Source organism: Afipia sp. GW822-FHT04G07, from assembly GCF_058800765.1.
Map to the genome: position 1 here is coordinate 1,471,294 of NZ_JBXAMP010000001.1, position 22,280 is coordinate 1,493,573.

Consider the following 22,280-nt stretch of genomic DNA (forward strand, 5'->3'; position numbering starts at 1 on the left):
TCTCCCCAGCGCTCGCTATTTTCAGATTTAGCGGTTTCGCTTTCGGATGTGATTAAATCACAACCAAAAACGAAAGCAAGTGGGAGATGATTTCATAGGCAGTCAACTGACGATCCGAAGAATCGTCATTGTACCAATGCGTTAGGTTGGGGCGGGGCCGAGCCCGTGACGACGAGCCGACAAGCCGGACGAAGCGGTTCAGGCGAGGTCGGCGGGCTTGTCCGGCATCGCGGCGATCACATCGATGCCGCGGCTGTTGCAAATGGCCTGAAGTCCGCCCGGCAACGGCAGATCGGTCACGAACGTATGAATCTGGCTGAGATGCGCGATCCGCACCGGCGCGTTGCGGCTGAGCTTGGTGCTGTCGGCCACCAGCATCACGCTTCGCGCATTGGCGATGATGGCCTGCGCTGCCTGCACCTCGCGATAGTCGAAGTCGAGCAGCGCGCCCTCCTCGTCGATCGCCGACGCGCCGATGATGGCGTAGTCGACCTTGAACTGGGTGATGAGGTTGTTCGCCGTCGATCCGATCACCGCGCCATCGCCGCGGCGTACCGTGCCGCCGGCTACAATCACCTCGATACGCGGATGCCGGTACAGCAGCATCGCAACGTTCAGATTGTTGGTGATGACCAGCAGATCCTCATGCGATGTCAGTGCGCTCGCGACTTCTTCAGTTGTGGTCCCGATGTTGATGAACAGCGAACAGCCATTGGGGATTTGTGCGGCGGCCGCGATGCCGATGGCTTTCTTCTCATCCGCCGCGACGAACCGCCGGGCCTCGTAAGCGAGATTTTCCACGCCGGAGGCGATGATGGCGCCGCCATGAACACGCGTCATCGACCGGCGGTCGCACAGGTCGTTGAGATCCTTGCGGATGGTCTGTGCCGAGACCTCGAACCGCCGCGCCAGATCCTCCACCGTCACGCGCCCGGACGTGCGCGCGATATTCAGAATGTCGGACTGGCGATTGGAAAGCTCGGTCATTCAGCACCTTAACTCGTGTGAGCCAATGGTGCTGCCGTTGCCGCGTCCGGTCAACTTAACAATCGGTCCGGCGCGCGACGACCGCTGCACTTGGTTAAACCTGCCGTGCAGAGGGGTCACACCGCCATCTTGCGATGCCGGATCGGCGAGCCGAACGTCAGGCTCGCCGCGGCGTCGATGATGGTATTGGTGTCGATTCCATAGTGCGCATAGAGATCGCCGATGGTGCCGGTCTGGCCGAACTTCTCCACGCCGAGCGCCTCGACGCGATGACCCTGCACGCTGCCGAGCCATGCCAACGTCGCGGGATGTCCATCGATCACGGTGATCAATCCGCAATCGCGCGGCAGCGGCGACAGCAGCCGCTCAATGTGGCTGGGCTCGCGCGGCCCGCCGGCACGGCGGAGCTTGCGTGATGCATTCCAGCCGGAATGAAGACGATCGGCCGACGTAATCGCAAGGAGGCCGATGTCCCGCCGTGACTCGCCGAGCAGTCCCGTGGCCTCAATCGCTTCCGGCGCAACCGCACCGGTATAGGCGACCACCAACTCACAATTCGGTCCCGGCTTGCGCATCCAGTAGGCGCCCGCCGCAATATCCTGCTCCAGCTCCGGCGTCATCGTGCGTTGCGGCTGGTCGAGCGTGCGCGTCGAAAGCCGCAGGTAGACGGAGCCGCCCTCGCCCTCGTCGCGCTGCATGTGGTCGAAGCCCCAGCGCATAATGACCGCGAGTTCGTCCACGAAAGCCGGCTCGAACGAGGCAAGTCCGCCCTGCGCCATGCCAATGAGCGGCGTCGCAATCGACTGATGCGCGCCGCCTTCCGGCGCAAGCGTAATGCCCGACGGCGTCGCCGCCACCATGAAGCGCGCGTCCTGATAACAGGCGTAATTCAGCGCATCGAGACCGCGCTCGATAAAGGGATCGTACAACGTGCCCACCGGCAGCAGACGCTCACCGTTAATCGAATGCGACAGGCCGAGCGCGGAGAGCATGATGAAGAGATTCATCTCCGCGATGCCCAGCTCCATATGCTGGCCCTTTGGCGAATAATCCCAAGCAAAGGTCGATGGGATCTTCTCCTTGCGGAACAGATCGGCCTTCTCTGCCAGCGCGAACAGACCGCGCCGATTGACCCATGCGCCGAGATTGGTCGAGACCGTGACGTCCGGTGATGTGGTGACGATGCGCTCGGCAAGTTTGGTATCGCCGCGCGCCAGTTCATTCAGGATCAGACCGAATCCCTGCTGTGTCGCCATGCGTGGCGTCAGCGTGACGCCGAGCTGCGCGGGGACTTCCACCTTCGGCGCCTCAAGCCGCCGCGCGCCGTCGCGCGCGAACGGCACATTCTTCAGGAAAGCCTCGATGCGCGCGGGCTCCAGCGCCAGTCCCTCCAGCCGGTCCCACTCGTGTCCGGGCCGGATGTTCTGCGCGGCGCGAAACGTTTCCATCTGCGCCACGGTCATCAGCCCAGCGTGATTGTCCTTGTGGCCCTGAAACGGCAGACCGACGCCTTTGATAGTATAGGCGATGAAGCACACCGGGCGATCGTGATCGATCGCCTCGAACGCCTCCAGCATGCTCGCCATGTCGTGGCCGCCGAGATTCGACATGAGCGCCAGCAGTTCATCATCGCTGCGCTTCTCGATCAGCTTCGTGACCGCGCCCTGATCGCCGATGTCGTCCAGCAGATGCTTGCGGAACGCGGCCCCGCCCTGAAAGCACAGCGCCGCGTACATCTGGTTCGGGCAGCTATCGATCCACTTGCGCAGCGCCTCCCCGCCCGGCTCGGCAAACGCCGCCTGCATCAGCTTGCCGTACTTTACGATCACCACGTCCCAGCCGAAATTGCGGAACATGGTCTCAAGTTTTTCCCACAGCCCTTCGCGGATCACCGCGTCGAGGCTCTGGCGGTTGTAGTCGATCACCCACCAGGTGTTGCGCAGGCCCTGCTTCCAGCCCTCCAGCAACGCCTCGAAGATGTTGCCTTCGTCCAGTTCGGCATCGCCGACCAGCGCGATCATCCGGCCTTCCGGGCGATCCTTCATCCAGCCATGCGACTTGACGTAATCCTGCACCAGCGACGAGAACAGCGTTTGCGCCACGCCGAGTCCGACGGAGCCGGTGGAGAAATCCACGTCGTCGATGTCCTTGGTGCGCGAGGGATAAGATTGCGCGCCCTTGAAGCCGCGAAAATTCTCCAGCTTCTCGCGCGTCTGCTGTCCGAGCAGATACTGGATCGCATGAAACACCGGGCTGGCGTGCGGCTTCACCGCGACGCGGTCCTCCGGCTTCAGCACGCCGAAATAGAGCGCCGACATGATGGTCGCCAGCGACGCACTCGAGGCCTGATGGCCACCGACCTTGAGGCCATCGGAGTCGCTGCGCAGATGGTTGGCGTGATGAATCGTCCATGACGACAGCCACAGCGCTTTCCTGTTCAGCGCGTTCAGAATTTCCAGACGGGATGGATCGATCGGCATGGCGGTCACCAGCGGTTGAGACCCCGCCATGCTATCCCTCGGGCGATCCCGAAAAATCTCAAATCCTCTCGACTGGCAACATGATATTGGGATATCATTCCAATAATGGTTTCCATTTACGGATTTCATACCAATGACCGACCTCGATGCGATCGACCGTAAAATCCTGGCGATTCTGCAGGCCGACAGCCGCGTTACCATGCAGGACCTGGCGGATCGGGTCGGCCTGTCGGTATCGCCCTGCCATCGGCGCGTGAAACTGCTGGAGGAGCGCGGCGTCATCACGCGCTATATCGCCATGGTCGATCAGAAATCGGTCGGGCTTCCGGTCAGCGTTTTCATCTCGATCAAGCTGGAACGGCAAAAAGAAGAAGACCTCAACCGTTTCGCGAAAGCGATTTCGAAATGGGAAGAGGTGCTGGAATGCTATCTGATGACCGGCAACCGGGATTACCTGCTGCGCGTCGTCACCGCCGACCTGCCGTCCTATGAAGCCTTCATCAAGACCAAACTGACGCGGCTCGACGGCATTGCTTCCATCGAATCCAGCTTCGCGCTCAGTCAGGTGAAGTACACCAACGCGTTGCCGGTCTAGGCAGCTAGTTCAGCGCCTTCAGCCACGCGCCGATCTCGCGCATCGCGTCGCCAGCCTTCGGCAGCAGTTTTCCCATGGTGATGAAACCGTGGAACTGGCCAGGATAGCTCCGGCAGGTGACCGGCACGCCGGCCTCGCCGAGCCGCCGGGCATACTCATCGCCCTCGTCTCGCAAAGGGTCCGCGCCCGCCGTCAGCACGAAGGCCGGCGGCAGACCTGCGAGTTTGTCCATCCGCGCAGGCGAGGCTTTCCAGTGCTCGCCGTCGGATGCCCCGAGATAGTGATTGCGAAACCACCGGATCACGGAATGGGTCAGCAACGCATCGGTCTCGGGTTCGCGGTGCGAGGGATGCGTCATCGCGAAGTCGGTGGCGGGATAGATCAGGACCTGACCGGCAATTTTTGGCCCCGCTTCCTGCGCATGGATCGCGACCACCGCTGCCAGGTTGCCGCCGGCGCTGTCGCCGCCCACAAGCAGCCGCGCCGCGTCGATTCCCAACTGGCGGGCGTTCGTTGAAATCCACACCGTCGCAGCGATCGCATCGTCGACCGCCGCGGGAAACTGGTGTTCCGGCGCCAGACGGTAATCGACCGAGATCACGATGAGCTGGCCTTCGTCGGCCAGCGTCCGGCACACCACATCATGAGAATCGAGATTGCCGATCACCCAGCCGCCGCCATGAAAAAATACCAGACACGGCGACAGTCCATCGGACTGCCGGAGCGTCAACGGCCTATAGATGCGCGCGGGAATATCTCCCGCCGGTCCCGGCACCGACAGCGAGTCCACCGACGCGATCTTCGGCGGCTCGGGCTGCGACACCGCGCGGGCGGCGAGATACATCTCACGAGCCTCTGCCGGCGACAGCGTTTCATAGGGAGGACGCCCTGCCGCACGGAAGGCGGCGAGAACGGCGGCGGCATCGGGATCGAGCGTGACCGGCATGGTGGCTCCTCAAACCTGCAGGGTATCTCCACCCTTCAGGTCGAGAATTTCGCGTGCTTCGTCGGGCGATGCAACCTCCAGGCCGAGGCCTTCGATGATCTTGCGCGCGAGGCGAACCTGCTCGGCATTGGACTCCGCCATGCGGCCCGGCGCGGCCCACAGTGAATCCTCGAGGCCGACGCGGATGTTGCCGCCCATCGCCGCCGACATTGCCGCGATCGGCAACTGGTTGCGCCCGGCTCCCAGCACCGACCAGACATACTGATCGCCGAACAGTCGATCCGCCGTGCGCTTCATGTGCAACACATCCTCCGGATGCGCGCCCGTACCGCCCTGCAATCCGAATACGGTCTGAATGAACAGCGGCGCCTTCACCAGCCCCTGATCCAGAAAATACTTCAGGTTATAAAGATGCGCGGTGTCGTAGCACTCGAACTCGAAGCGCGTGCCGCTGCCCGACAGCGCATTCAGCACATACTCGATGTCCGCGAATGTATTGCGGAACACGATGTCCTTGTTCTCGACATGCTTGCGCTCCCACTCGTGCTCAAAAGTCTTGAAGCGGTTGAGCATCCCGAAGAACGCGAAATTCATCGATCCCATGTTCAGCGAGGCGACTTCCGGCTTGTAGACCGCCGCCGGGCGAACGCGCTCGTCCACCGTCATCGTTGGCGATCCGCCGGTGGTGAGATTGATGACCGCGTTGGAGCGCTGCTTGATGATCTTGAGAAACGGCGCGAACGCCTCCGGGCTTTGATCCGGCTGGCCGGTCTTCGGATTGCGCGCATGAAGATGCACGATGGCCGCACCCGCCTCCGCAGCACCAACGGCCGCGTCGGCGATCTCCTGCGGCGTCACCGGCAAGGCCTTGGACATCGACGGCGTATGGATCGCGCCAGTGACGGCGCAGGTGATGATGATTTTACGGCTCATTTTCTTGTCTTTCATTTTGTAGGTTGATCGATCACAGGATGGGCGAACAGAAATCAGTCGGCTTGTCTCGCCTTGTGCGCGGCCAGCGCCGCTAGCCGCTCGTTGCGGCGGGTGGTGAGCCTGACTATGCGATCCGGCGCCGGCTGATGCGGCCAAGCCGCGATGACGCGATCGACATTCGGGCTTTGATAAACCTCCGGGCCCGCGGCTTCCGCCGCCAGTTCTTTATAGAAGCCTGTGTAGCGCGCGCAATAATCCGGTATGCCGCCCGGCGCGTTCAGTTCGATGGTCTCGAACGGCCCGAGGAACGACCACCGCAACCCGAGGCCGTCCTTGACGGTATGGTCGAGGTCTTCGGCAGACATATAGCCCTCGCCCACCAGCCGAAACGCTTCCGCCAAAAGCGCGCCCTGCAAGCGGTTGAGCACGAAGCCGTTGATCTCCTTGTTGACCGTCACTGGCACTTGCCCGATGTCGCGATAGATCTCGCGCGCGCGGCTGATCGTGTCCGGCGAGGTCCAGGGCGCACCGCAAAGCTCGACCAGCGGCACCAGATGCGGCGGGTTGACCGGATGGCCGACGAGACAGCGCGCGCGGCCTTTGAGATTTTCCGTAAAGCGCGAGGCAACAATGGCGGAAGTGGACGACGCCAGCAGAGCATTCGCAGGCGCAAGCCGGTCGAGCTCGGCGAACAGCGCGATCTTGTCCTCGATTTTCTCGGGGCCGTTTTCCTGAACGAACGCGACGTCCTTCACCGCATCGGCGAGGCTTGCCGCCACCGAAATGCGCGACGCCGCACCGTCGGGATCATTCGCAAGCCCATGACGGTTGAGCGCGCGCAACTCATCGCGAATCAGGCCGGGCGCGGCGCTCAACGTCGGGGCATGGGGGTCGGTCAATCGCACAGTCCATCCCGCGCGGGCGAAGATCGCCGCCCAGGCCCGTCCGATCAGACCCACTCCGACAATTGCGACAGTCTTGTTGTCAGGCATGCGTTTCTTCTTTCTTTTAAAGCCAGAGCACCTTGCGGCGCAGATCGAGATCGTCGCGCAACGCTTTCGACGGACCTTCGTGAATGATGCGACCGCGCTCCAGCGCCACCGTGGCGTCGGACAATGCCAGCGCCAGATCGAGGTGATGGTCGACGATGATGATGGCGACCTCCTTGCGCAGGCGATCGAACGCCTCGAACAGTTGCTCGACCACGGCCGGCGCCAGCCCCTCGAACGGCTCATCGAGCAACAGCACCCGCACGTCGCCGGAGAGAGCGCGGGCCACCGCGACCATCTGCTGTTCGCCGCCTGAGAGATAATCCGCCGGACTGTCCAGCCGCTCGCGAATACGCGGGAAGTATTCGTAGACCCGCTCGCGGGTCCAGTGCACGCCGTTGCCGGTCTGCCGCTTCAATCCGCCGAGTTCGAGATTGTGCTCGACGCTCATCCCGGCAAAGAGACCGCGTCCCTGCGGCACATAACCGATGCCGAGACGCGCACATTCGGCGGAGGCGCGTCCGACCAGTTCGGCGTCGGCCAGCTTTATCGATCCGTTCGATGCCGGCGCGATGCCGACCAGCGTTTTCAGCAGCGTCGATTTACCGGCGCCGTTGCGGCCCAACAGCGCGATGATTTCGTTGTTGTGCAGCGTGAAGTTGACGCCGTTGAGGATATGGCTCTTGCCGTAAAACGTATCAACGCCGTCCACCGTCAGCAGCGCGCTGGCCTTGGCGGAGGTTTCGCGCGGCTTCGCCGCCACGGCTGCGGCTCCCGAGCCGATATAGATGTCCTGAACCTTCTTGCTGCTGCGCGCATCGTCCACGGTGCCGTCGAGCAGCACCCGGCCTTCGTTCATCACCGTGACATGATCGGCGAGCGCAAACACCCGGTCGATGTCATGCTCCACCAGCAGCACCGGCAGATCGGACGAAATGCGCTTGATGATCGCGCCAATGCGCTCGCGCTCAGCGGCGGCAAGGCCCGCAAGCGGTTCGTCCAGCAACAGCACGCGCGGCGCGGTGGCCAGCGCGACGCCCATATCGAGCAGCCGCTGGCCGCCATAGGACAGCGCGCCGGCTTCCGCCTTCTCGATGCCCGCGAGACCCAGATAGCGGATGACCTCGTCGGTCTCGCGGTTGATGGCGTCAATGGATAGCGCGTTGGTGAAAGGATCGAATCTTCGAGGGTGCCGCGCCTGCACCGCAAGGCGAATGTTCTCGCCAACACTCAATTGGGGAAAGAGATTGGTGATCTGGAATGAGCGGCCAATGCCGGCTTCGGCAATCTCTTCCGGCGTGTGACCGGCAATGGGCTTGCCCATCAGCGTGGCTTCGCCCTCATCCGGCGGAAACATGCCGGACAGCAGATTGAACGCCGTGGTCTTGCCCGCGCCGTTGGGGCCGATCAGCGCGTGGAGCGTTTTGTCCGCGATCGAAATATCGATGCCCTGCACCGCCTTGATACCGCCGAAACTCTTGACCATGTCGCGGGCGGCCAGCACCGGGCCCTCAACGGCGGCTTTCGGCCGCAGAAATTCCGGCAGCGGCAGCGCCTCGATTTTGCGGGCCGACATCGCCGCGTCTTCGGTGACCTTCTTGCGGAACGGCGCCAGCAATCGCTCGCCGACACCGATCAGGCCTGTCGGCGAGAATACGATGAAGCCGACGAAGACAAGACCGAACCAGAGCAGCCAGTTTTCGGTGTAGATGCCGAAAAATTCGCGGAACAGAATAAAAAACAGCGCGCCGAGCGCGGGCCCGAGAAAGCTGCGCATCCCGCCGATCACGACCATCGCGAGCAACTCGCCGGAGAACGCCACTGAAATCGGATCGGCCGAGGTCATGCGGTTCTTGTAAAGCAGCAGGATGCCGGCGAGCCCGGTCAGCGCCGCGGACAGCACGAACGCCGCGAGCTTGTAGCGATTGGTCGGATAGCCGAGAAAACGCGCGCGCTGCTCGTTTTCGCGAACCGCCACCAGCACCGTGCCGACGGTCGAATTGTGGAAGCGCCACAGCAGCACCAGCACCGCGAAGGCGATGGCTGCGACGAACCAGTAATACGTGACCGACGAATCCAGATTGAGGCCCAGGATCGACGGGCGAACGATGCCGCCAAGGCCGTTCTCGCCGCCGGTCACGTCGGTCCACCGGAACGACACTGAATAAAGCATCGCGGCGAGCGCCAGCGTCAGCAGGGAGAAATATACGCCGCGCCGCCGCAGGATCAGAAATCCGAACGGAACGGCAACCACCACAATAATCAGAGTGGCTCCGATCGCCGGGCCGAAAAACGAGTCCGGCATCAGGTTGCGCTGAAGCAACCCCGCGGCATAGGCTGCGAGCCCAAACCATGCACCGTGACCGAACGACACCAGCCCGGTGTGGCCGACGAGAATATTCAGCGCCATGCAGGCGATGCCGAACACAACGACTTCCGTCGCCGATGTCATGGTCAGGCCGAGCGCAATCAGTATCGATGGCAGGACAAGCAGACCAATGGCGGCGATCAGAAGCGGAACGGGAATACGCTTGAGCATGGCAGGTCGCCTCACTCGAAGCGGGTGATGCGCTCGCCGAACAGACCGCGCGGCCTGAACACAAGCACCAGAAGCATCAGAAGATAGATCGCGGCGGTGGACGCAGCCGAATAGCCGATGCCGACCATCACGCCCTTCACCAGCCCGACCAGCAAGGCCGCGACGACGACGCCCCAGAACGAGCCGAGGCCGCCGATCACCACCACGACGAAGGCCGGCGTGATGATTTCATTGCCCATCGCCGGATGCACCGCATAGATCGGCGCGAGCAGCACGCCCGCCAGCCCCGCGAGGCCGATGCCGAGTGCAGCGACAGCCGACATATAAGGCTGCAATGAAATTCCGAGCGCGCCCACCATATCCGGATTCTGCACGCCGGCCTGCACGACGCGGCCGAACGCCGTCAGCCGCAGCAGCATCCACAATCCGGCGACGCAGGCGGCCGCGATGCCGAGCAACACGACGCGGTAGAACGAATAGATGAAGGTGCCGACCACGACCTGCCCGCGCAGTGCGTCCGGTATCGAGTACGACAGCGGCGGCGCGCCGAAGATCATGCGCAGCGCCTGCTCCGCCACCATTGCAAGCCCGAATGTCAGCAGCAGCGAAAGAATGGGATCGGAACGGTAGAACCTGGTGAACAACAGCCTCTCGATGACGACGCCGAGTAGCGCCACCGCCACCGGCGAAAACACCAACGCACCGCCGAACCCCAGATAAGGCGAGATCACCAGCGTGAGATATGCGCCGATCGCAAAGAACGCGCCGTGCGCGAGATTGACAATGCCGCCGAGCGAGAAGATCAGCGACAACCCCAGCGCGATCAGCAGATAGTAAACGCCGTCGAGCAGTCCGTTCAGAACCTGCTGCGCGAGCAAAATGCCGGACATGGTCGTCGCCCCGCAATCGATGGGCCACGCATCGCGCGTGCCGGAAAACAAGAAGGATGAAGAGCGCGCCCTCCGGGATCACCCGGAGGGACGCATCAAGTTGGCTTCAGGACGGGAACGTACAACTGTTCTCTTCTTTGGTAGCCGCGATGATTTCGAGATCCTCGTTCGGGCCGGGCACCGGACCGCTCGACGAGAAGATGTCCCACTGGTTCTTGACCTGCGCGGCAGGCAGCGCCTTCACCGCATACATCTCATGCATCAACTGATGATCGGAGGCGCGGAAGTAACCCGGCCGCGTCTTCAGGAGATCAAACTTCGCGCCCTTCTCGAAGTGTTCGATGATCTTCGGCGATTCGGCCGACTTCAGGTCGTTGACGGCCTGCGCCACGATCTTGGTCGCGATGTAATCGCCCCACGCCTGATTTTCCGGCGGCTTGTTGTACTTCTTCACAAATGCGCCGACGAAAGCCTTGGTGCCGGGGGTGTCGATCAAGTGATGCCAGACCACCGGCCATGTGCCGACGAAATTGCCCTTGCCCGCCGCCCAGGCCAGTGCGGTATCGAAGCCGAAGCCGCCGACCGGATAGGTCAGCCCGAATTCGGCATACTGCTTGAGGAAGTTAGTGATCTGGTTTCCGGCGAGATTGATCACGACGAGGTCCGGCTTGGAATCGCGGATCTTGAGCAGATAGGCCGAGAAGTCCGTGGCGTCGGTCGGCACCAGATCGTCGCCGGCGAACTGCCCGCCATTGCCTTCCATGAACCGCTTGGCGACACGCAACAGATCGTGGCCGAAAGCATAGTCCGCCGTCAGCGAATACCACTTCTTGCCCTTGACCAGGCCTTCCTGAAGGAACGAGCGGCCGACCGTCTTCACATACATCGAGTTCTGCGACTCGACATGGAACATGTAGCGCTGGCAGTCCTTGCCGCGCAGCGCGTCGGAGTTACCGCCGGTATTGATGAACAGCGTCTTGTTGCGCGATGCCACCTGCGCGATGGTGAGGCAGGACGCCGACGAAATCTCGCCGATGATGCAGGCGACCTTGTCGCGCTCGATCATGCGTTCGGCCTTGGTGGAGGCAGTCTGCGGATTAACCGAGTCTTCCTTCAGCACTTCGACCTTGCGGCCCATCATGCCGCCCGCCGCGTTGATTTCCTCGACGGCAAGATCCACCGCCATCACGGCATATTCTCCGAGCGGGCCGAGAAAGCCCGTGCGCGGGGTCAAATGACCGATTCGAATGACGTCGGCGGATTGCGCGCGCAGGATTGACGGCGCGGAGATTCCGGATACCAGCGCGAGGCCGCCAGCGGTCTTCAGCAAACTACGTCGCGTGAATTTGTCCTTGGTCAACATAAGCCATCCTCCCTGTGACGGCCGCGTTTCGCGGCGCTTATTTCCGGCAGGGCGTTGCGCGTCTTGTCGGCGCTTATATCGCTTGCCGTGATCTGTGATCACACTTAGACTGACAAAGGAGAACGATGTTGTCGAGTCCCTTGTTTCGCTTTTTGCACGTCCCGCAGGATCAACGGTCATGAACCGCCCCGCCGCGCTTGATCTGGTTGAACCGCTTGACCGTCAGACACTTGGCGGACGCGCCTATGCGCAACTTTCAGATTTGCTGATTTCCGGCCGGATGGCGCCCGGCGAAAAAATCTCGCTACGCCAGGCAGCCGAGGTGCTCGGCGTCTCTATCATGCCGGTGCGCGAAGCCGTCTCGCGGCTGGTCGCCGATGGCGCGCTCGAAGTCACGCCGAACCGCGCAGTGCGCGTGCGCGTGATGACTGCAGCGCAGTTTCGCGATCTCACGCAAGCCCGCATCGCCATCGAGGGACACGTCGCGGCGCTCGCGGCCAAGAATCGCAACGATACCGATCTGAAATCGATCGCGCGGACGGAAGCGGCGATGCGCGCCGAAAGCCGTGCGGCCAAGCCAAACCTGCCGCGCGCGGTCGAGTTGAACAAGTCATTCCACTTCGCGGTCTATGAAGCGGCGCATTCGGCAACGCTGGTGGAAATCATCCGCGCGCTTTGGCTCAAGGCGGGGCCGGTTATCAATCTCGATCTGCGCGCCAATCCGGAACGCTTGGCAAAGGGAGACGCGGTGCGCTTCCACGCCGGAGTGCTTGCTGCCATCAAGGCGGGTGACGAAGCCGGCGCACGTAAGGGAATCGCGGCGGACATCGACAACGCGGCGGAAGTGATACTGTCGCGTGGCGGCCTCGCCGAACAATAATTGCTATCGCTGGAGACGACATGAACCTCGATATCAAGGGACTTCGGGTGCTGGTGACGGCAGGCGCCAACGGAATCGGCCTCGCCATCGCGCGGGCCTTTGCCGGCGAAGGCGCCAAGGTTCACGTTTGCGACGTGGACACGACCGCCCTCACCGCGCTGAAAACGAGCGATCCTGCGCTGACGCAAACGATCTGCGACGTTGCGGACCGCGCCGCCGTGAAGGTGCTGTTCGCGGAAGCTACCACCGTCCTCGGCGGGCTCGATGTGCTGGTCAACAACGCCGGCGTCGCCGGACCGACGGCAAAGGTGGACGAGATGAATCCCGAAGATTGGGATCGCTGCCTCGAAATCTGCCTGACCGGACAATTCAACTGCACGCGGCTGGCGGTGCCGCTGCTGCGTGAGAGCAAGAACGCATCCATCGTCAACATTTCTTCTGCGGCAGGCCGTCTCGGTTTTGCCATGCGCTCGCCCTATGCCGCCGCCAAATGGGGTGTAATTGGCTTCACCAAATCCCTGTCCATCGAACTCGGCCCGGATAACATCCGCGTCAACGCAATCCTGCCGGGCCTCGTTGCGGGCGACAGGCAACGGCGCGTGCTGGAAGCCAAGGCACAGCAGCGCGGCATATCGTTTTCGGAGATGGAAAAGACCGCGTTCTCTTACACCTCCATCAAGGATTATGTGACGCCACAACAGATCGCGGACCAGATCGTCTTCATGTGCAGTCCGCGCGGCAAGACGATCTCCGGACAGGCCATCTCGGTGTGCGGCGATACGCAGATGCTGGGTTAGACCACAAAACCACGCCGTTCATGCGGCAATATCGGCGAAACAAGCCGATGGCTATTGCGCCCGGAAGGGCGCATTGTGTCCCTGCACGCAATTCGCTGCACAAGCGCCGCGCCCGAGGCGTTCGAATTCGCTGAGAGTTCGAAGAATCAAGTCCTCTTCCTCGTACACCACGCCGACCGCGAACCTTGCCAGCCAGCGGCGCGGGCGACGATCCACCGGACAATGAGGACAACAGCAATGACGATTAGCCAAGGCTCCTTCCAGTCCTACGATTACAACCGGATGGTCGTGCTCTTCACCGTGATGGATGAGCAGACGGAAGTACCGTGTGCGATCAGCACCACAGCGATGGACGACATCGAAGGCACCAAATCGACCAAGCCGGAGCAACGCGAAGCCCAGTACATGCGACTGCGCGCCAAAATCGACGCGCGCGCCGAAGCGAAGGTCCTCGCCACCGAGTTTGAAGGCCATCCGCCGAGCATCGTTCTGCGCAGCATCGACTTCCGCACATAACGCGGCGGCTGCCTGAAATACCTCGCGAAAAACCCGAAGATTAAGTCGTCGGCATCCTCATGCGTTTCGTTATGCGAGCGCGGAAAGCGTCCACGCATCTAACTCTGCGACAATTTGCCAGGCGCTTTGCGTTGCAGCAAATTGCCTAATCATCCGATGTTTAACATCGGATGATTGCAATCCCCGTTTCCTGCGTGCTAGCGTTTTGGCGCGCCGCTCCAAGACGGCGATTGGGAGACTGAGCGTTGGCCAAGGCGACCACCCGGTTCATCGTCAAACGCGCCAAACCCGGCCGCATTCATGAAGTGCTGTCCACGCTTGGCACCGAGATTGCGCGCGATCTCATTGCCGTTGGCGCGGCGCTACCGCCCGAACCGGATCTCGAAGCCCGGTTTGGCGTCGGCCGCGGCGTCATCCGCGAGGCGATCAAAACCCTCGCTGCAAAAGGACTTGTCAGTGTGGGTCCCCGTCATGGCACGCGCGTGCTGCCCCGCCATGACTGGAGCCTGCTCGACCGCGACGTCCTGAGCTGGCTTGTCGGCAAAGGCGACCCGGATCGCGAACTGCTTCTGGAAATTCAGGAAGTGCGCTCGATCATCGAGCCGGCCGCAGCCGCGCTGGCTGCCGAACGTGCGACAAGGACCGACCGCCAACGCATCAACGCCGCGCTGGTCGCCATGGAAACATCGCACGATCAGGACAGCGCCATCGCCGCTGACAAGGCGTTCCATCTTGCGATTCTGGATGCCACGCACAATCGCGTATTTCAGGGCTTCCGCAGTGCGATCGACACGATCCTGAGCACAGTCTTTCTTGTGGCCGTCGGCAGCGTCGGCTGGTTCGACGACAACCTTCCCAATCACGCCGCTGTGGCCCGCGCCATCGACGAAGGCAACGCCCGCAAGGCGCGGATCGCCATGGAGCAGGTGCTGGGATTCACCAAGACCAAGCTGTCGAAGAAGAAGCCCGGCACCGTTCGGGTTTTACCGAACCCGCGCGCGGCCAAGCCGAAGATCAAGAGGAAGCAAGATGTATCGTGATATGAAGGGCTCCGCCCACGTCCTCGCATCGCCGGAGATCGCAGTCGTCGCGATTCCGGAAGACGAGCGCGTCTGGGTGCCGCAAGCGCCCGACGTCTGGTTCCGTCCGCTAATGCTCAACACCCGGCAGGGCCAGTGGTGCAATCTGCTGCGCGTGCGCCGATCCGGCGTGCTGTCGCGGCATCTGCATCCGAATCCGGTCCATGGCTTCGTCCTCAAGGGCAAATGGTTCTATCGCGAGCATAAATGGGTCGCCACCGAGGGCTCGTATGTGTTCGAGCCGCCGGGTGAAATTCACACCTTGGTAGTGCCGGAAGACACCACCGAGATGATCACCTTCTTCAACATTCAGGGATCGATGGTGTATCTGGACGAACAAAATAAGCACGTCGGCTATGAGGACGTGTTCACCAAGATCGATATGTGCCGCGCGCATTACGAGGCCAGCGGCCTCGGTCGCGATTACGTCGACCAGTTCGTGCGCTGATGATGGACACGGCAACCATCCCGCGCGCGACCACGTCCGGCGCCTGGGCGTCGATCTGGTATTCCGGAAAGCGCGTGCTTGTGACCGGCGGCACATCCGGTATCGGTGCCGGCATTGCGCGCGGTTTCATCGAGGCCGGCGCAATTGTCACCGTGGCCGGCGTCGGCGACGCCGAAGTCTCGGCCGCTGCTTCCGATCCCGTGTTGAGCAAGGCGCGCGCGCACCAGCTCGACGTCCGCGACGGCGACGCCGTTAAAGCGCTTATCAGTTCGCTCGACGGCCTCGATGTGTTGGTCAACTGCGCGGGCGTCATCCGCCGCGGCGAAGAGCTCGACCCCGAGGTTTTCCAGTCGGTAGTCGACATCAATCTCAACGGAACCATGCGCATGTGCGCGGCGGCGCGGCCGCTGCTGGCGCATTCCAATGGGGCAATCGTCAATCTCGCATCGATGCTGTCGTTCTTTGGCGGCGGCCTTGTTCCGGGATATGCCGCCAGCAAGGGCGGTATCGCGCAACTGACGAAATCTCTTGCCATCGCCTACGCCGGCGACGGCATTCGCGTCAACGCCATCGCACCCGGATGGATCGAAACGCCCCTCACCTCGGCGCTGCAAAGCGACGAAAGCCGCAGCAAGCCCATTCTCGATCGCACGCCGCTGGGCCGTTGGGGCAAGCCGGCGGACCTTCTGGGCGGCGTACTTTATCTGTGTTCGCCAACTGCATCGTTCGTCACCGGAACCGTTCTCACAATCGATGGAGGATACGCCATCGCATGACAGCAACGTCAGCGTGTGGCGACGTGCCGCGTATTGGTGAGACCGATCGCGTTTAATCTAAAGGCTGCTGAACAACAAAGCCGCCTGCAAGAAAACGACAACAAGACGGGCCGAACGATCGGCCGCAGGGAGGTTACGTGCTGGTCACGCCCAGTCGAAAGGTTCAACCGAGATGGCTCGTGCGGGGGTTCAACTCGATCGCGGGCACCGCGATGTTTGTCGCGCCCCTGCTTGTTCTGGTGATCCTGTGGGCCGTCGCGGTGCCGCTGTTCCAGATCAATCCGCGCGTCTTCCCGTCGCTCGGTTCGGTCGGCAGCGCCGGACTTGAGTCGATCCGTGACGGGACGCTCATCAGTCATGTCGGCGCGAGCCTGCTCCGTGTCGGGCTGGGAACGCTAATCGGCATCGTCACAGCCGTACCGCTCGGCATCGCGATGGGCGTCAGTCCCGCGGTCTCCACATTCCTGACGCCGCTGTTTCGTTTCTTCTCGGTGCTGGCCGGCATCGCATGGATCCCTATCGCGACGTTGTGGTTCGGCTACGGCTTCGGCGCGATCATCTTCGTGATTTTCAACGCGGTATTCTTCGTTGTCGCCTACAACACCCTGCTCGGCGTCTCGACTATTCCTCATGCATTGCGCAACGCCGCCGCCTCGCTCGGCGCGGGTCGCTGGGCGCTGTTGACGCAAGTCCTGCTGCCTGGCGCGCTGCCGAACATCGTTACCGGAATTCGCACTGGCCTCGGCTTCGCATGGCGCGCGCTGATCGCGGCCGAGATGATCGCGACCAATGTCGGCCTCGGCTACATGCTGTTCGTCGCCCGCGATTTCTACCGCACCGAAGTCATCGTGCTCGGCATGATCGTCATCGGCGTCATTTGGCTGCTGATCGATCGTTTGCTGCTGGTGCCGCTTGAACGCTCGACCATTGAGCGTTGGGGCATGGTGAGGCGCGCATGAACATTGTCCTCAAAAGCTGGAGCGCCTACACGCGGATGACCGCCCGCTGGCCGGGTGTTGCCGCCATCGTTCCGTTCATTCCCCTGGTGCTGCTGTGGACCGCGATCGTCGAAGCCGGCGTATTTCCCCGCGCGTTCCTGCCGGGGCCTGTCGATGTCATGAAATCGTTCGTGACTCTCACATATAAGGGCATCCTGCCGGACTACCTTCAGGACAGCCTGATCCGGCTGATCACCGGGGCGGCGGTTGGCATGGCTCTTGGCATTCCGCTGGGTATCCTGATCGGCACCAGCCGCTGGGCGCATCGCGCGTGCTGGCCGGTGCTGCTGTTCTTCCAGGCCATCGGCGATATCGCGTGGCTGCCGATCCTGCTGATCTGGTTCGGTTTCGGCCTCACCACCATGACGTTCGTGATCGTCTACACGGTCCTGTTTCCGGTAGTGCTCAACACAGTGCTCGGTGTCGAGTCCGTGCCGCGCGATCTGGCGCGCGCCGCCCGCAGCCTCGGCGCATCGCGCGCGCGCGTTCTATGGGAAGTCACCCTGCCCGGCGCGCTGCCCAACATCATCACCGGTTTGCGCAACGGGCTCGGTTATGGCTGGCGTGCGCTGATCGCCGTGGAAATTATCGTCGGCACCAGCGGCATCGGGTTCATGATGTTCGACGCGCGCCGTGCCGGCTCCACCGTCGAGATCGTTCTCGGCATGATCATTCTCGGACTGCTTTGGTACATCGTGGACGCATGGATTCTCGCGCCGATCGAGCGCGCAACCGGCAAACGCTGGGGACTGGTGACATCATGAGCATGCTTTCAATCCGCAATCTCGCGAAAACTTACTTCGATCCCTATGCCGGAGAACACGTCAACGCCGTGCATGACGTCTCGCTCGACGTCGAACAGGGGGAATTCGTTTCGGTCGTCGGGCCATCGGGCTGCGGCAAGACCACGATCCTCAACATGATCGCGGGCTTCATTCCGCACTCAGGCGGAGAAATCCTGCTCAATGGCAAGGCGATCGACGGTCCCGGCCCGGAGCGCGGCGTGGTGTTCCAGTCGTTCGCGTTGTTTCCCTGGAAGACCGTGCTCGACAATGTCGGCTTTGGCCCGAAGATGCGCGGCGTTCCGAAAGCCGAACGCGACAAGATCGCCCATGAATATCTTGCGCTCGCCGGCCTGACCCATGCTGCGAACCGCTACCCCAACGAACTGTCCGGCGGCATGCAGCAGCGCGTCGGCGTGGTCCGCGCGCTCGCCAACAATCCGGCAGTACTGCTGATGGATGAGCCATTCGCAAGCGTCGATGCACAAACTCGCATGACGCTTCAGGAGGAACTCACCCGCATCTGGCAGGAGCGCCGCCCGACAGTCATCTTCATTACGCACGACGTGCCGGAAGCGGTGTTTCTCGCCAACCGCGTCGTCGTGCTCTCCAAGGGCCGCGTTCTCGACCAGATCAAGGTCGACCTGCCCCGCCCGCGCGTCTGGGACAACCTGATCGAGGACGACACGTTCAAGCGGTTGTCCGCGCAGGTGCTGCAAATGGTGCGCTCCGCATGAGCCTTGCGTCCGAAGCCCTGCGTTCGACCAAAGCCCGCGTCGTGCTCGGCGTGATCGCTGCGTGGCTCGGCTTCCAGCTCTGGCTGACGATGGCCGCACCCGCGAAAGTGTCGCCCGAACTCGCGGGCAGCTCCGAGAAGGTCAATGTGCAGATCGAACTGCCTTTCACGCCTGAACGGTTTCACGTTCTCGCGTTCCAGCAATATGGAAGGGTCTCCGGTGCGGATGGCCATTCGATAGAACTGCGTGGTGTCAAACGAACGGATCTCAACGCGGTTGCCCGGCCTTACTGGGTGACGAGCGTCGGGCCGATAAAAGAGGGAGGATGAACATGAAACGACTACTGATGCTTGGCGCGGCATTGATTCTGGCATGCGCGCCCGCGCAAGCGCAGACCATGGTGAAACTGAAAGCCGGCATGGTCACCGGCATCGATCAGATCGGGCTTCCGATCGCACTCGAGCGCGGCTTCTTTGAAAAGAACGGCCTTGATGTCACCATCGCACGCCCCTACGCAACCGGCGTCGATGCACTCAACGCGTTGCAAGCCGGCGAAAGCGACATCGTCCAAGTCGGCGTGCCGATGATCGGCGCGGTGTTGCGCGGGATGGATCTCGTCGCACTCGGCAATTACAGCGGCAACGCGACCAAGGCGGGCTCCGACGCCACCATGGCAGTCATCGCCCGCGAAGGCGCGGGAATCGTCAAAGGCGACCTCGCGAGCCTGAAAGGCAAGAAAATCGCAGCCTCGTTCGGCACCATCAACCATCTCTATATTCTGGCGATCCTCGAAAAGGCCGGTCTGAAGCCTGAGGACGTTACGCTGGTCAACACGCCGCCGCCGGATATGACGGTCGCGCTGCTTGCCAAGGGCATCGACGCCTTTTCGGCATGGGATCCGTGGCCGATCGTCGCCGGGAAGGATATTCCGGGCTCCATCGAGGTCATTCGCGGCGGCGACGTGATTTCATATCTCGGCTTTAACGTCGCGTTGCGGCCGTGGATCGAGAAGAACGGCGAGACCATCGAGAAATTCCTAGCCGCCGTCTCCGAAGCCGACCAGTGGATGCGCAAGAATCCGAAACTGGCCGCGCAGGTCGCCACGCGCTGGATTCCCGGCCTCAAGCAGGAAATTGCCGAGGCCGCGATGCAGTTCAACATCCAGCAGGCCGACCGGCGCCTGTCGGCGAACAACTTTCGCGCTCTCTGGAGTGCGGAGGATCGGCTCAATCGGCTGGGAATCCTGAAGACCACGTTCGACGTCAACAAGCACATCGAACCAAAGCACATCCTGAAGGTGATGAAGGATAAGCCCGAACTGTTCGCCGATCTGCCGCCGATCCCGGCAAACGTGGCGATCGGAGCGGGTTACACATTCAAGCCCTGAGACTTGCAAGCCTGAGAGCTTATCCTCAAGAAAATGCGGCGGGTGGATCTGATCCACCCGCCGCATTCCTGATCGATGTGCAGGCCGCCTCGACAGGTGATTACAAAACCAGCCAGCAACCCATCTACGCCTAATGAAACAACTTCATCGCGTTGACGAGCGTCTGCGCGACGCCCGCCAGCAACGGAATGCCGGCGATGCTCCACGCCAGCGCAAGTTGCAACGTTCCGGTTTTACGAACTTCCACGTTCTGCATGATTGTTATCCTTTATGTTCCCGGCAAACTGCCGCCGACTTCAAACCAGCGGTTGGCCCGTACAGCGCATTTGCTTTTGCGTATCATGGTGTTCGATGCCCGACGGATGCTTCAATCCGGTATTCCGCAGGGATGAAGCATCCGACCGAAGCATCTGTGAGTGGTCCTATGAGCCGGCCGCCGCCTGTGCACCTGACGGTAAGGCATCGGTATCCGCCTCCTTGACCATGTGATGACGCTTGTCGACGGCCTTGACGAGGGCATTTGCGATAAAGCCGATCACGAGAAGACCCGCCATGATGTACATCGTGACGTTGTAAGCCTGCGCTTTCGGCACACCATGCGTGATATTGTACTCACGAATGTAGTTGATCAGCACCGGACCAGCGATGCCCGCGGCCGACCAGGCCGTCAACAGGATGCCGTGGATAGCGCCGACATATCGCGTTCCGAACATATCGCGCAGATAGGCCGGAACCGTCGAGAAGCCACCGCCGTACATACTGACAATGATCAGGAAGCAGATCACGAACAGGACGACGTTTCCGTTTCCGCCTGCATAAGGCACGGTCACATACAGGATGAAGCCGAGCGTCATGTAGACGAAGTACGTGTTCTTGCGCCCGATGTAATCAGACAGCGAAGCCCAGCTGAAACGTCCGCCCATGTTGAAGAGACTCATGAGGCCGACGAGTCCGGCTGCCGCGATCGCAGTAATATGACCGGGGAACATTTCCTGGCTCATCGCGGACGCCTGTCCAAGCACACCGATGCCGGCCGTCGTATTGACGAACAGAACAATCCAGATGAGCCAGAACTGCGGCGTCTTGACCGCGTCATAGACGTAGACGTCATTCTTGGTGATGAGCTTGGACGCCGTCGTGGCAGGCACGTAGCCCTCCGGCTTCCAGCCGGGCGCCGGAACGCGCACGATCAACGCACCGAACATCATGAAGCAGAAGTAGACGCAGCCGAGAACAACGAAGGAGCTGAAAACCCCGACGTCGGTCGGGCCGGAAAACTTGCTCATCAGCCAGACCGAGAGTGGCGAGGCAATCAACGCGCCGCCACCGAAGCCCATGATCGCCATGCCCGTCGCCATGCCGGGACGATCGGGAAACCATTTCATCAGCGTCGAGACCGGCGAGATGTAGCCGATGCCCAGTGCGCAGCCGCCGATCACGCCGTAGCCGAGATAGATCATCCAGAGCTGGTGATACTTCACGCCCAGCGCGGAAATCAGGAAGCCGCTGGCCCAACAGATGCCCGCCGTAAACATCGCCTTGCGCGGACCGCCTTCTTCAACCCAGCGCCCGAAGATTGCGGACGACAGGCCGAGAACCAGCATGGCAATCGAGAAAATCCAGCCGAGTTCGGTGAGTTTCCAGTCGCCCGGACCGGACGCGGAAACGCCAAGAAGCTTGGTCATCGGCAAATTGAAAACACTGAACGCGTAAGCCTGGCCAATGCACAAGTGCACGCAGAGTGCGGCGGGCGGCACCATCCAGCGGCTGTAGCCGGGCCTCGCTATCGTGCGCGACCGATCAAGAAACGGTAGCCAGGATTTCGTGTAGGTTTCAGCGTGATTGATAACAGCCATTCGTTTTATCTCCCCCTATTTTTTTGAATGTGTTGATTAGCTGCGATGATGCAGCACCTCACTCGCGGAGCCAGTGGCTCCGACGGCCTGCCGAACCAACGGATCAGAATCGCTTTCGCCGCCTGTGGGATGCGCGCAGATTTGCGCTCGCACAGTCGGCTTCGATCGTTTTCCGGGATGTTCGGCAGTCGCGGCGAAGGCCTTGCCCTCTTGCGCGGCGAAGAGCTTGTCGGTCTGATTGGCCATGTGAAAAGGTCGGTCAGACTGCATTGCTCTGTTCTTCATGTGGCAACTGGCGAAAG

Annotated in this window: 22 protein-coding genes; 12 read left to right on the plus strand and 10 right to left on the minus strand. The window is 61.8% G+C overall.

What is annotated here, in order from left to right:
• Window positions 1-198: 198 nt before the first annotated feature.
• Window positions 199-987 carry a DeoR/GlpR family DNA-binding transcription regulator gene (locus tag AC1RKJ_RS07295; protein WP_492790404.1) on the minus strand — a complete coding sequence of 263 codons (789 nt, stop codon included), beginning with the start codon at window positions 985-987 and terminating at the stop codon, window positions 199-201.
• A 116-nt stretch (window positions 988-1,103) separates the two neighbouring features.
• A complete protein-coding gene (locus AC1RKJ_RS07300) occupies window positions 1,104-3,467 on the minus strand; it encodes a thiamine pyrophosphate-binding protein (RefSeq protein WP_492792669.1) in 2,364 nt (787 codons plus the stop codon).
• Between the two features lie 133 nt (window positions 3,468-3,600).
• Here AC1RKJ_RS07300 and AC1RKJ_RS07305 point away from each other — a divergent pair, with 133 nt between their 5' ends.
• Window positions 3,601-4,062: an Lrp/AsnC family transcriptional regulator gene (locus AC1RKJ_RS07305; RefSeq protein WP_492790405.1), complete on the plus strand. Its 462-nt coding sequence runs from the start codon at window positions 3,601-3,603 to the stop codon at window positions 4,060-4,062.
• A 4-nt stretch (window positions 4,063-4,066) separates the two neighbouring features.
• On the opposite strand, the gene lipP1 is transcribed toward AC1RKJ_RS07305, so the two are convergent.
• The 6 genes from lipP1 to AC1RKJ_RS07335 form a co-directional block, all read right to left on the minus strand.
• The gene (gene lipP1, locus AC1RKJ_RS07310) at window positions 4,067-5,008 is read right to left on the minus strand and encodes a LipP1 family hormone-sensitive lipase (RefSeq protein WP_492790406.1); all 942 of its coding nucleotides are present in this window, start codon (window positions 5,006-5,008) and stop codon (window positions 4,067-4,069) included.
• Between the two features lie 9 nt (window positions 5,009-5,017).
• Entirely contained in the window at window positions 5,018-5,941 is a 924-nt protein-coding gene (gene kce, locus AC1RKJ_RS07315; protein ID WP_492790407.1) for a 3,5-dioxohexanoate:acetyl-CoA acetone transferase, read from the minus strand.
• Between the two features lie 53 nt (window positions 5,942-5,994).
• Entirely contained in the window at window positions 5,995-6,933 is a 939-nt protein-coding gene (locus tag AC1RKJ_RS07320; RefSeq protein ID WP_492790408.1) for a 3-hydroxyacyl-CoA dehydrogenase, read from the minus strand.
• 16 nt (window positions 6,934-6,949) lie between these two features.
• Window positions 6,950-9,469 (minus strand): branched-chain amino acid ABC transporter ATP-binding protein/permease, encoded by a 2,520-nt coding sequence (locus tag AC1RKJ_RS07325; protein WP_492790409.1) that lies wholly within the window; start codon window positions 9,467-9,469, stop codon window positions 6,950-6,952.
• An 11-nt stretch (window positions 9,470-9,480) separates the two neighbouring features.
• Entirely contained in the window at window positions 9,481-10,359 is an 879-nt protein-coding gene (locus AC1RKJ_RS07330) for a branched-chain amino acid ABC transporter permease (RefSeq protein ID WP_492790410.1), read from the minus strand.
• A gap of 106 nt (window positions 10,360-10,465) precedes the next feature.
• Complete coding sequence (locus tag AC1RKJ_RS07335) at window positions 10,466-11,722, minus strand: ABC transporter substrate-binding protein (RefSeq protein ID WP_492790411.1); 1,257 nt, start codon at window positions 11,720-11,722, stop codon at window positions 10,466-10,468.
• Window positions 11,723-11,900: 178 nt separating this feature from the next.
• On the opposite strand from AC1RKJ_RS07335, the gene AC1RKJ_RS07340 reads away from it, so the two are divergent.
• From AC1RKJ_RS07340 to AC1RKJ_RS07390, 11 genes are all read left to right on the plus strand, one after another.
• Entirely contained in the window at window positions 11,901-12,602 is a 702-nt protein-coding gene (locus AC1RKJ_RS07340) for a GntR family transcriptional regulator (protein WP_492790412.1), read from the plus strand.
• Between the two features lie 20 nt (window positions 12,603-12,622).
• Window positions 12,623-13,399: an SDR family oxidoreductase gene (locus tag AC1RKJ_RS07345; RefSeq protein WP_492790413.1), complete on the plus strand. Its 777-nt coding sequence runs from the start codon at window positions 12,623-12,625 to the stop codon at window positions 13,397-13,399.
• A gap of 237 nt (window positions 13,400-13,636) precedes the next feature.
• On the plus strand, window positions 13,637-13,915 hold the full coding sequence (locus tag AC1RKJ_RS07350; RefSeq protein WP_492790414.1) for a DUF1488 family protein: 279 nt from the start codon (window positions 13,637-13,639) through the stop codon (window positions 13,913-13,915).
• 245 nt (window positions 13,916-14,160) lie between these two features.
• Entirely contained in the window at window positions 14,161-14,955 is a 795-nt protein-coding gene (locus tag AC1RKJ_RS07355) for a FadR/GntR family transcriptional regulator (RefSeq protein WP_492790415.1), read from the plus strand.
• Window positions 14,945-15,442 carry a 2,4'-dihydroxyacetophenone dioxygenase family protein gene (locus AC1RKJ_RS07360; RefSeq protein WP_492790416.1) on the plus strand — a complete coding sequence of 166 codons (498 nt, stop codon included), beginning with the start codon at window positions 14,945-14,947 and terminating at the stop codon, window positions 15,440-15,442. The genes AC1RKJ_RS07355 and AC1RKJ_RS07360 overlap by 11 nt, the downstream gene beginning before the upstream one ends.
• Before the next feature lie 2 nt (window positions 15,443-15,444).
• Window positions 15,445-16,218 (plus strand): SDR family NAD(P)-dependent oxidoreductase, encoded by a 774-nt coding sequence (locus tag AC1RKJ_RS07365; protein ID WP_492792670.1) that lies wholly within the window; start codon window positions 15,445-15,447, stop codon window positions 16,216-16,218.
• Between the two features lie 179 nt (window positions 16,219-16,397).
• Window positions 16,398-17,177 (plus strand): ABC transporter permease, encoded by a 780-nt coding sequence (locus tag AC1RKJ_RS07370; protein WP_492790418.1) that lies wholly within the window; start codon window positions 16,398-16,400, stop codon window positions 17,175-17,177.
• Window positions 17,174-17,980 (plus strand): ABC transporter permease, encoded by an 807-nt coding sequence (locus AC1RKJ_RS07375; protein WP_492790419.1) that lies wholly within the window; start codon window positions 17,174-17,176, stop codon window positions 17,978-17,980. Before AC1RKJ_RS07370 ends, AC1RKJ_RS07375 begins: the two co-directional genes overlap by 4 nt.
• Window positions 17,977-18,735, plus strand: coding sequence for an ABC transporter ATP-binding protein (locus AC1RKJ_RS07380; protein WP_492790420.1), 759 nt, complete (start codon window positions 17,977-17,979; stop codon window positions 18,733-18,735). The genes AC1RKJ_RS07375 and AC1RKJ_RS07380 overlap by 4 nt, the downstream gene beginning before the upstream one ends.
• The gene (locus AC1RKJ_RS07385; protein ID WP_492790421.1) at window positions 18,732-19,064 is read left to right on the plus strand and encodes a hypothetical protein; all 333 of its coding nucleotides are present in this window, start codon (window positions 18,732-18,734) and stop codon (window positions 19,062-19,064) included. The genes AC1RKJ_RS07380 and AC1RKJ_RS07385 overlap by 4 nt, the downstream gene beginning before the upstream one ends.
• Before the next feature lie 2 nt (window positions 19,065-19,066).
• Complete coding sequence (locus AC1RKJ_RS07390) at window positions 19,067-20,122, plus strand: ABC transporter substrate-binding protein (protein WP_492790422.1); 1,056 nt, start codon at window positions 19,067-19,069, stop codon at window positions 20,120-20,122.
• Window positions 20,123-20,252: 130 nt separating this feature from the next.
• On the opposite strand, the gene AC1RKJ_RS07395 is transcribed toward AC1RKJ_RS07390, so the two are convergent.
• Both AC1RKJ_RS07395 and AC1RKJ_RS07400 read right to left on the minus strand, forming a co-directional pair.
• Window positions 20,253-20,378 (minus strand): MFS transporter small subunit, encoded by a 126-nt coding sequence (locus AC1RKJ_RS07395; protein WP_492790423.1) that lies wholly within the window; start codon window positions 20,376-20,378, stop codon window positions 20,253-20,255.
• A gap of 166 nt (window positions 20,379-20,544) precedes the next feature.
• Window positions 20,545-21,978, minus strand: coding sequence for an L-lactate MFS transporter (locus AC1RKJ_RS07400; protein WP_492790424.1), 1,434 nt, complete (start codon window positions 21,976-21,978; stop codon window positions 20,545-20,547).
• Between the last annotated feature and the right edge of the window lie 302 nt (window positions 21,979-22,280).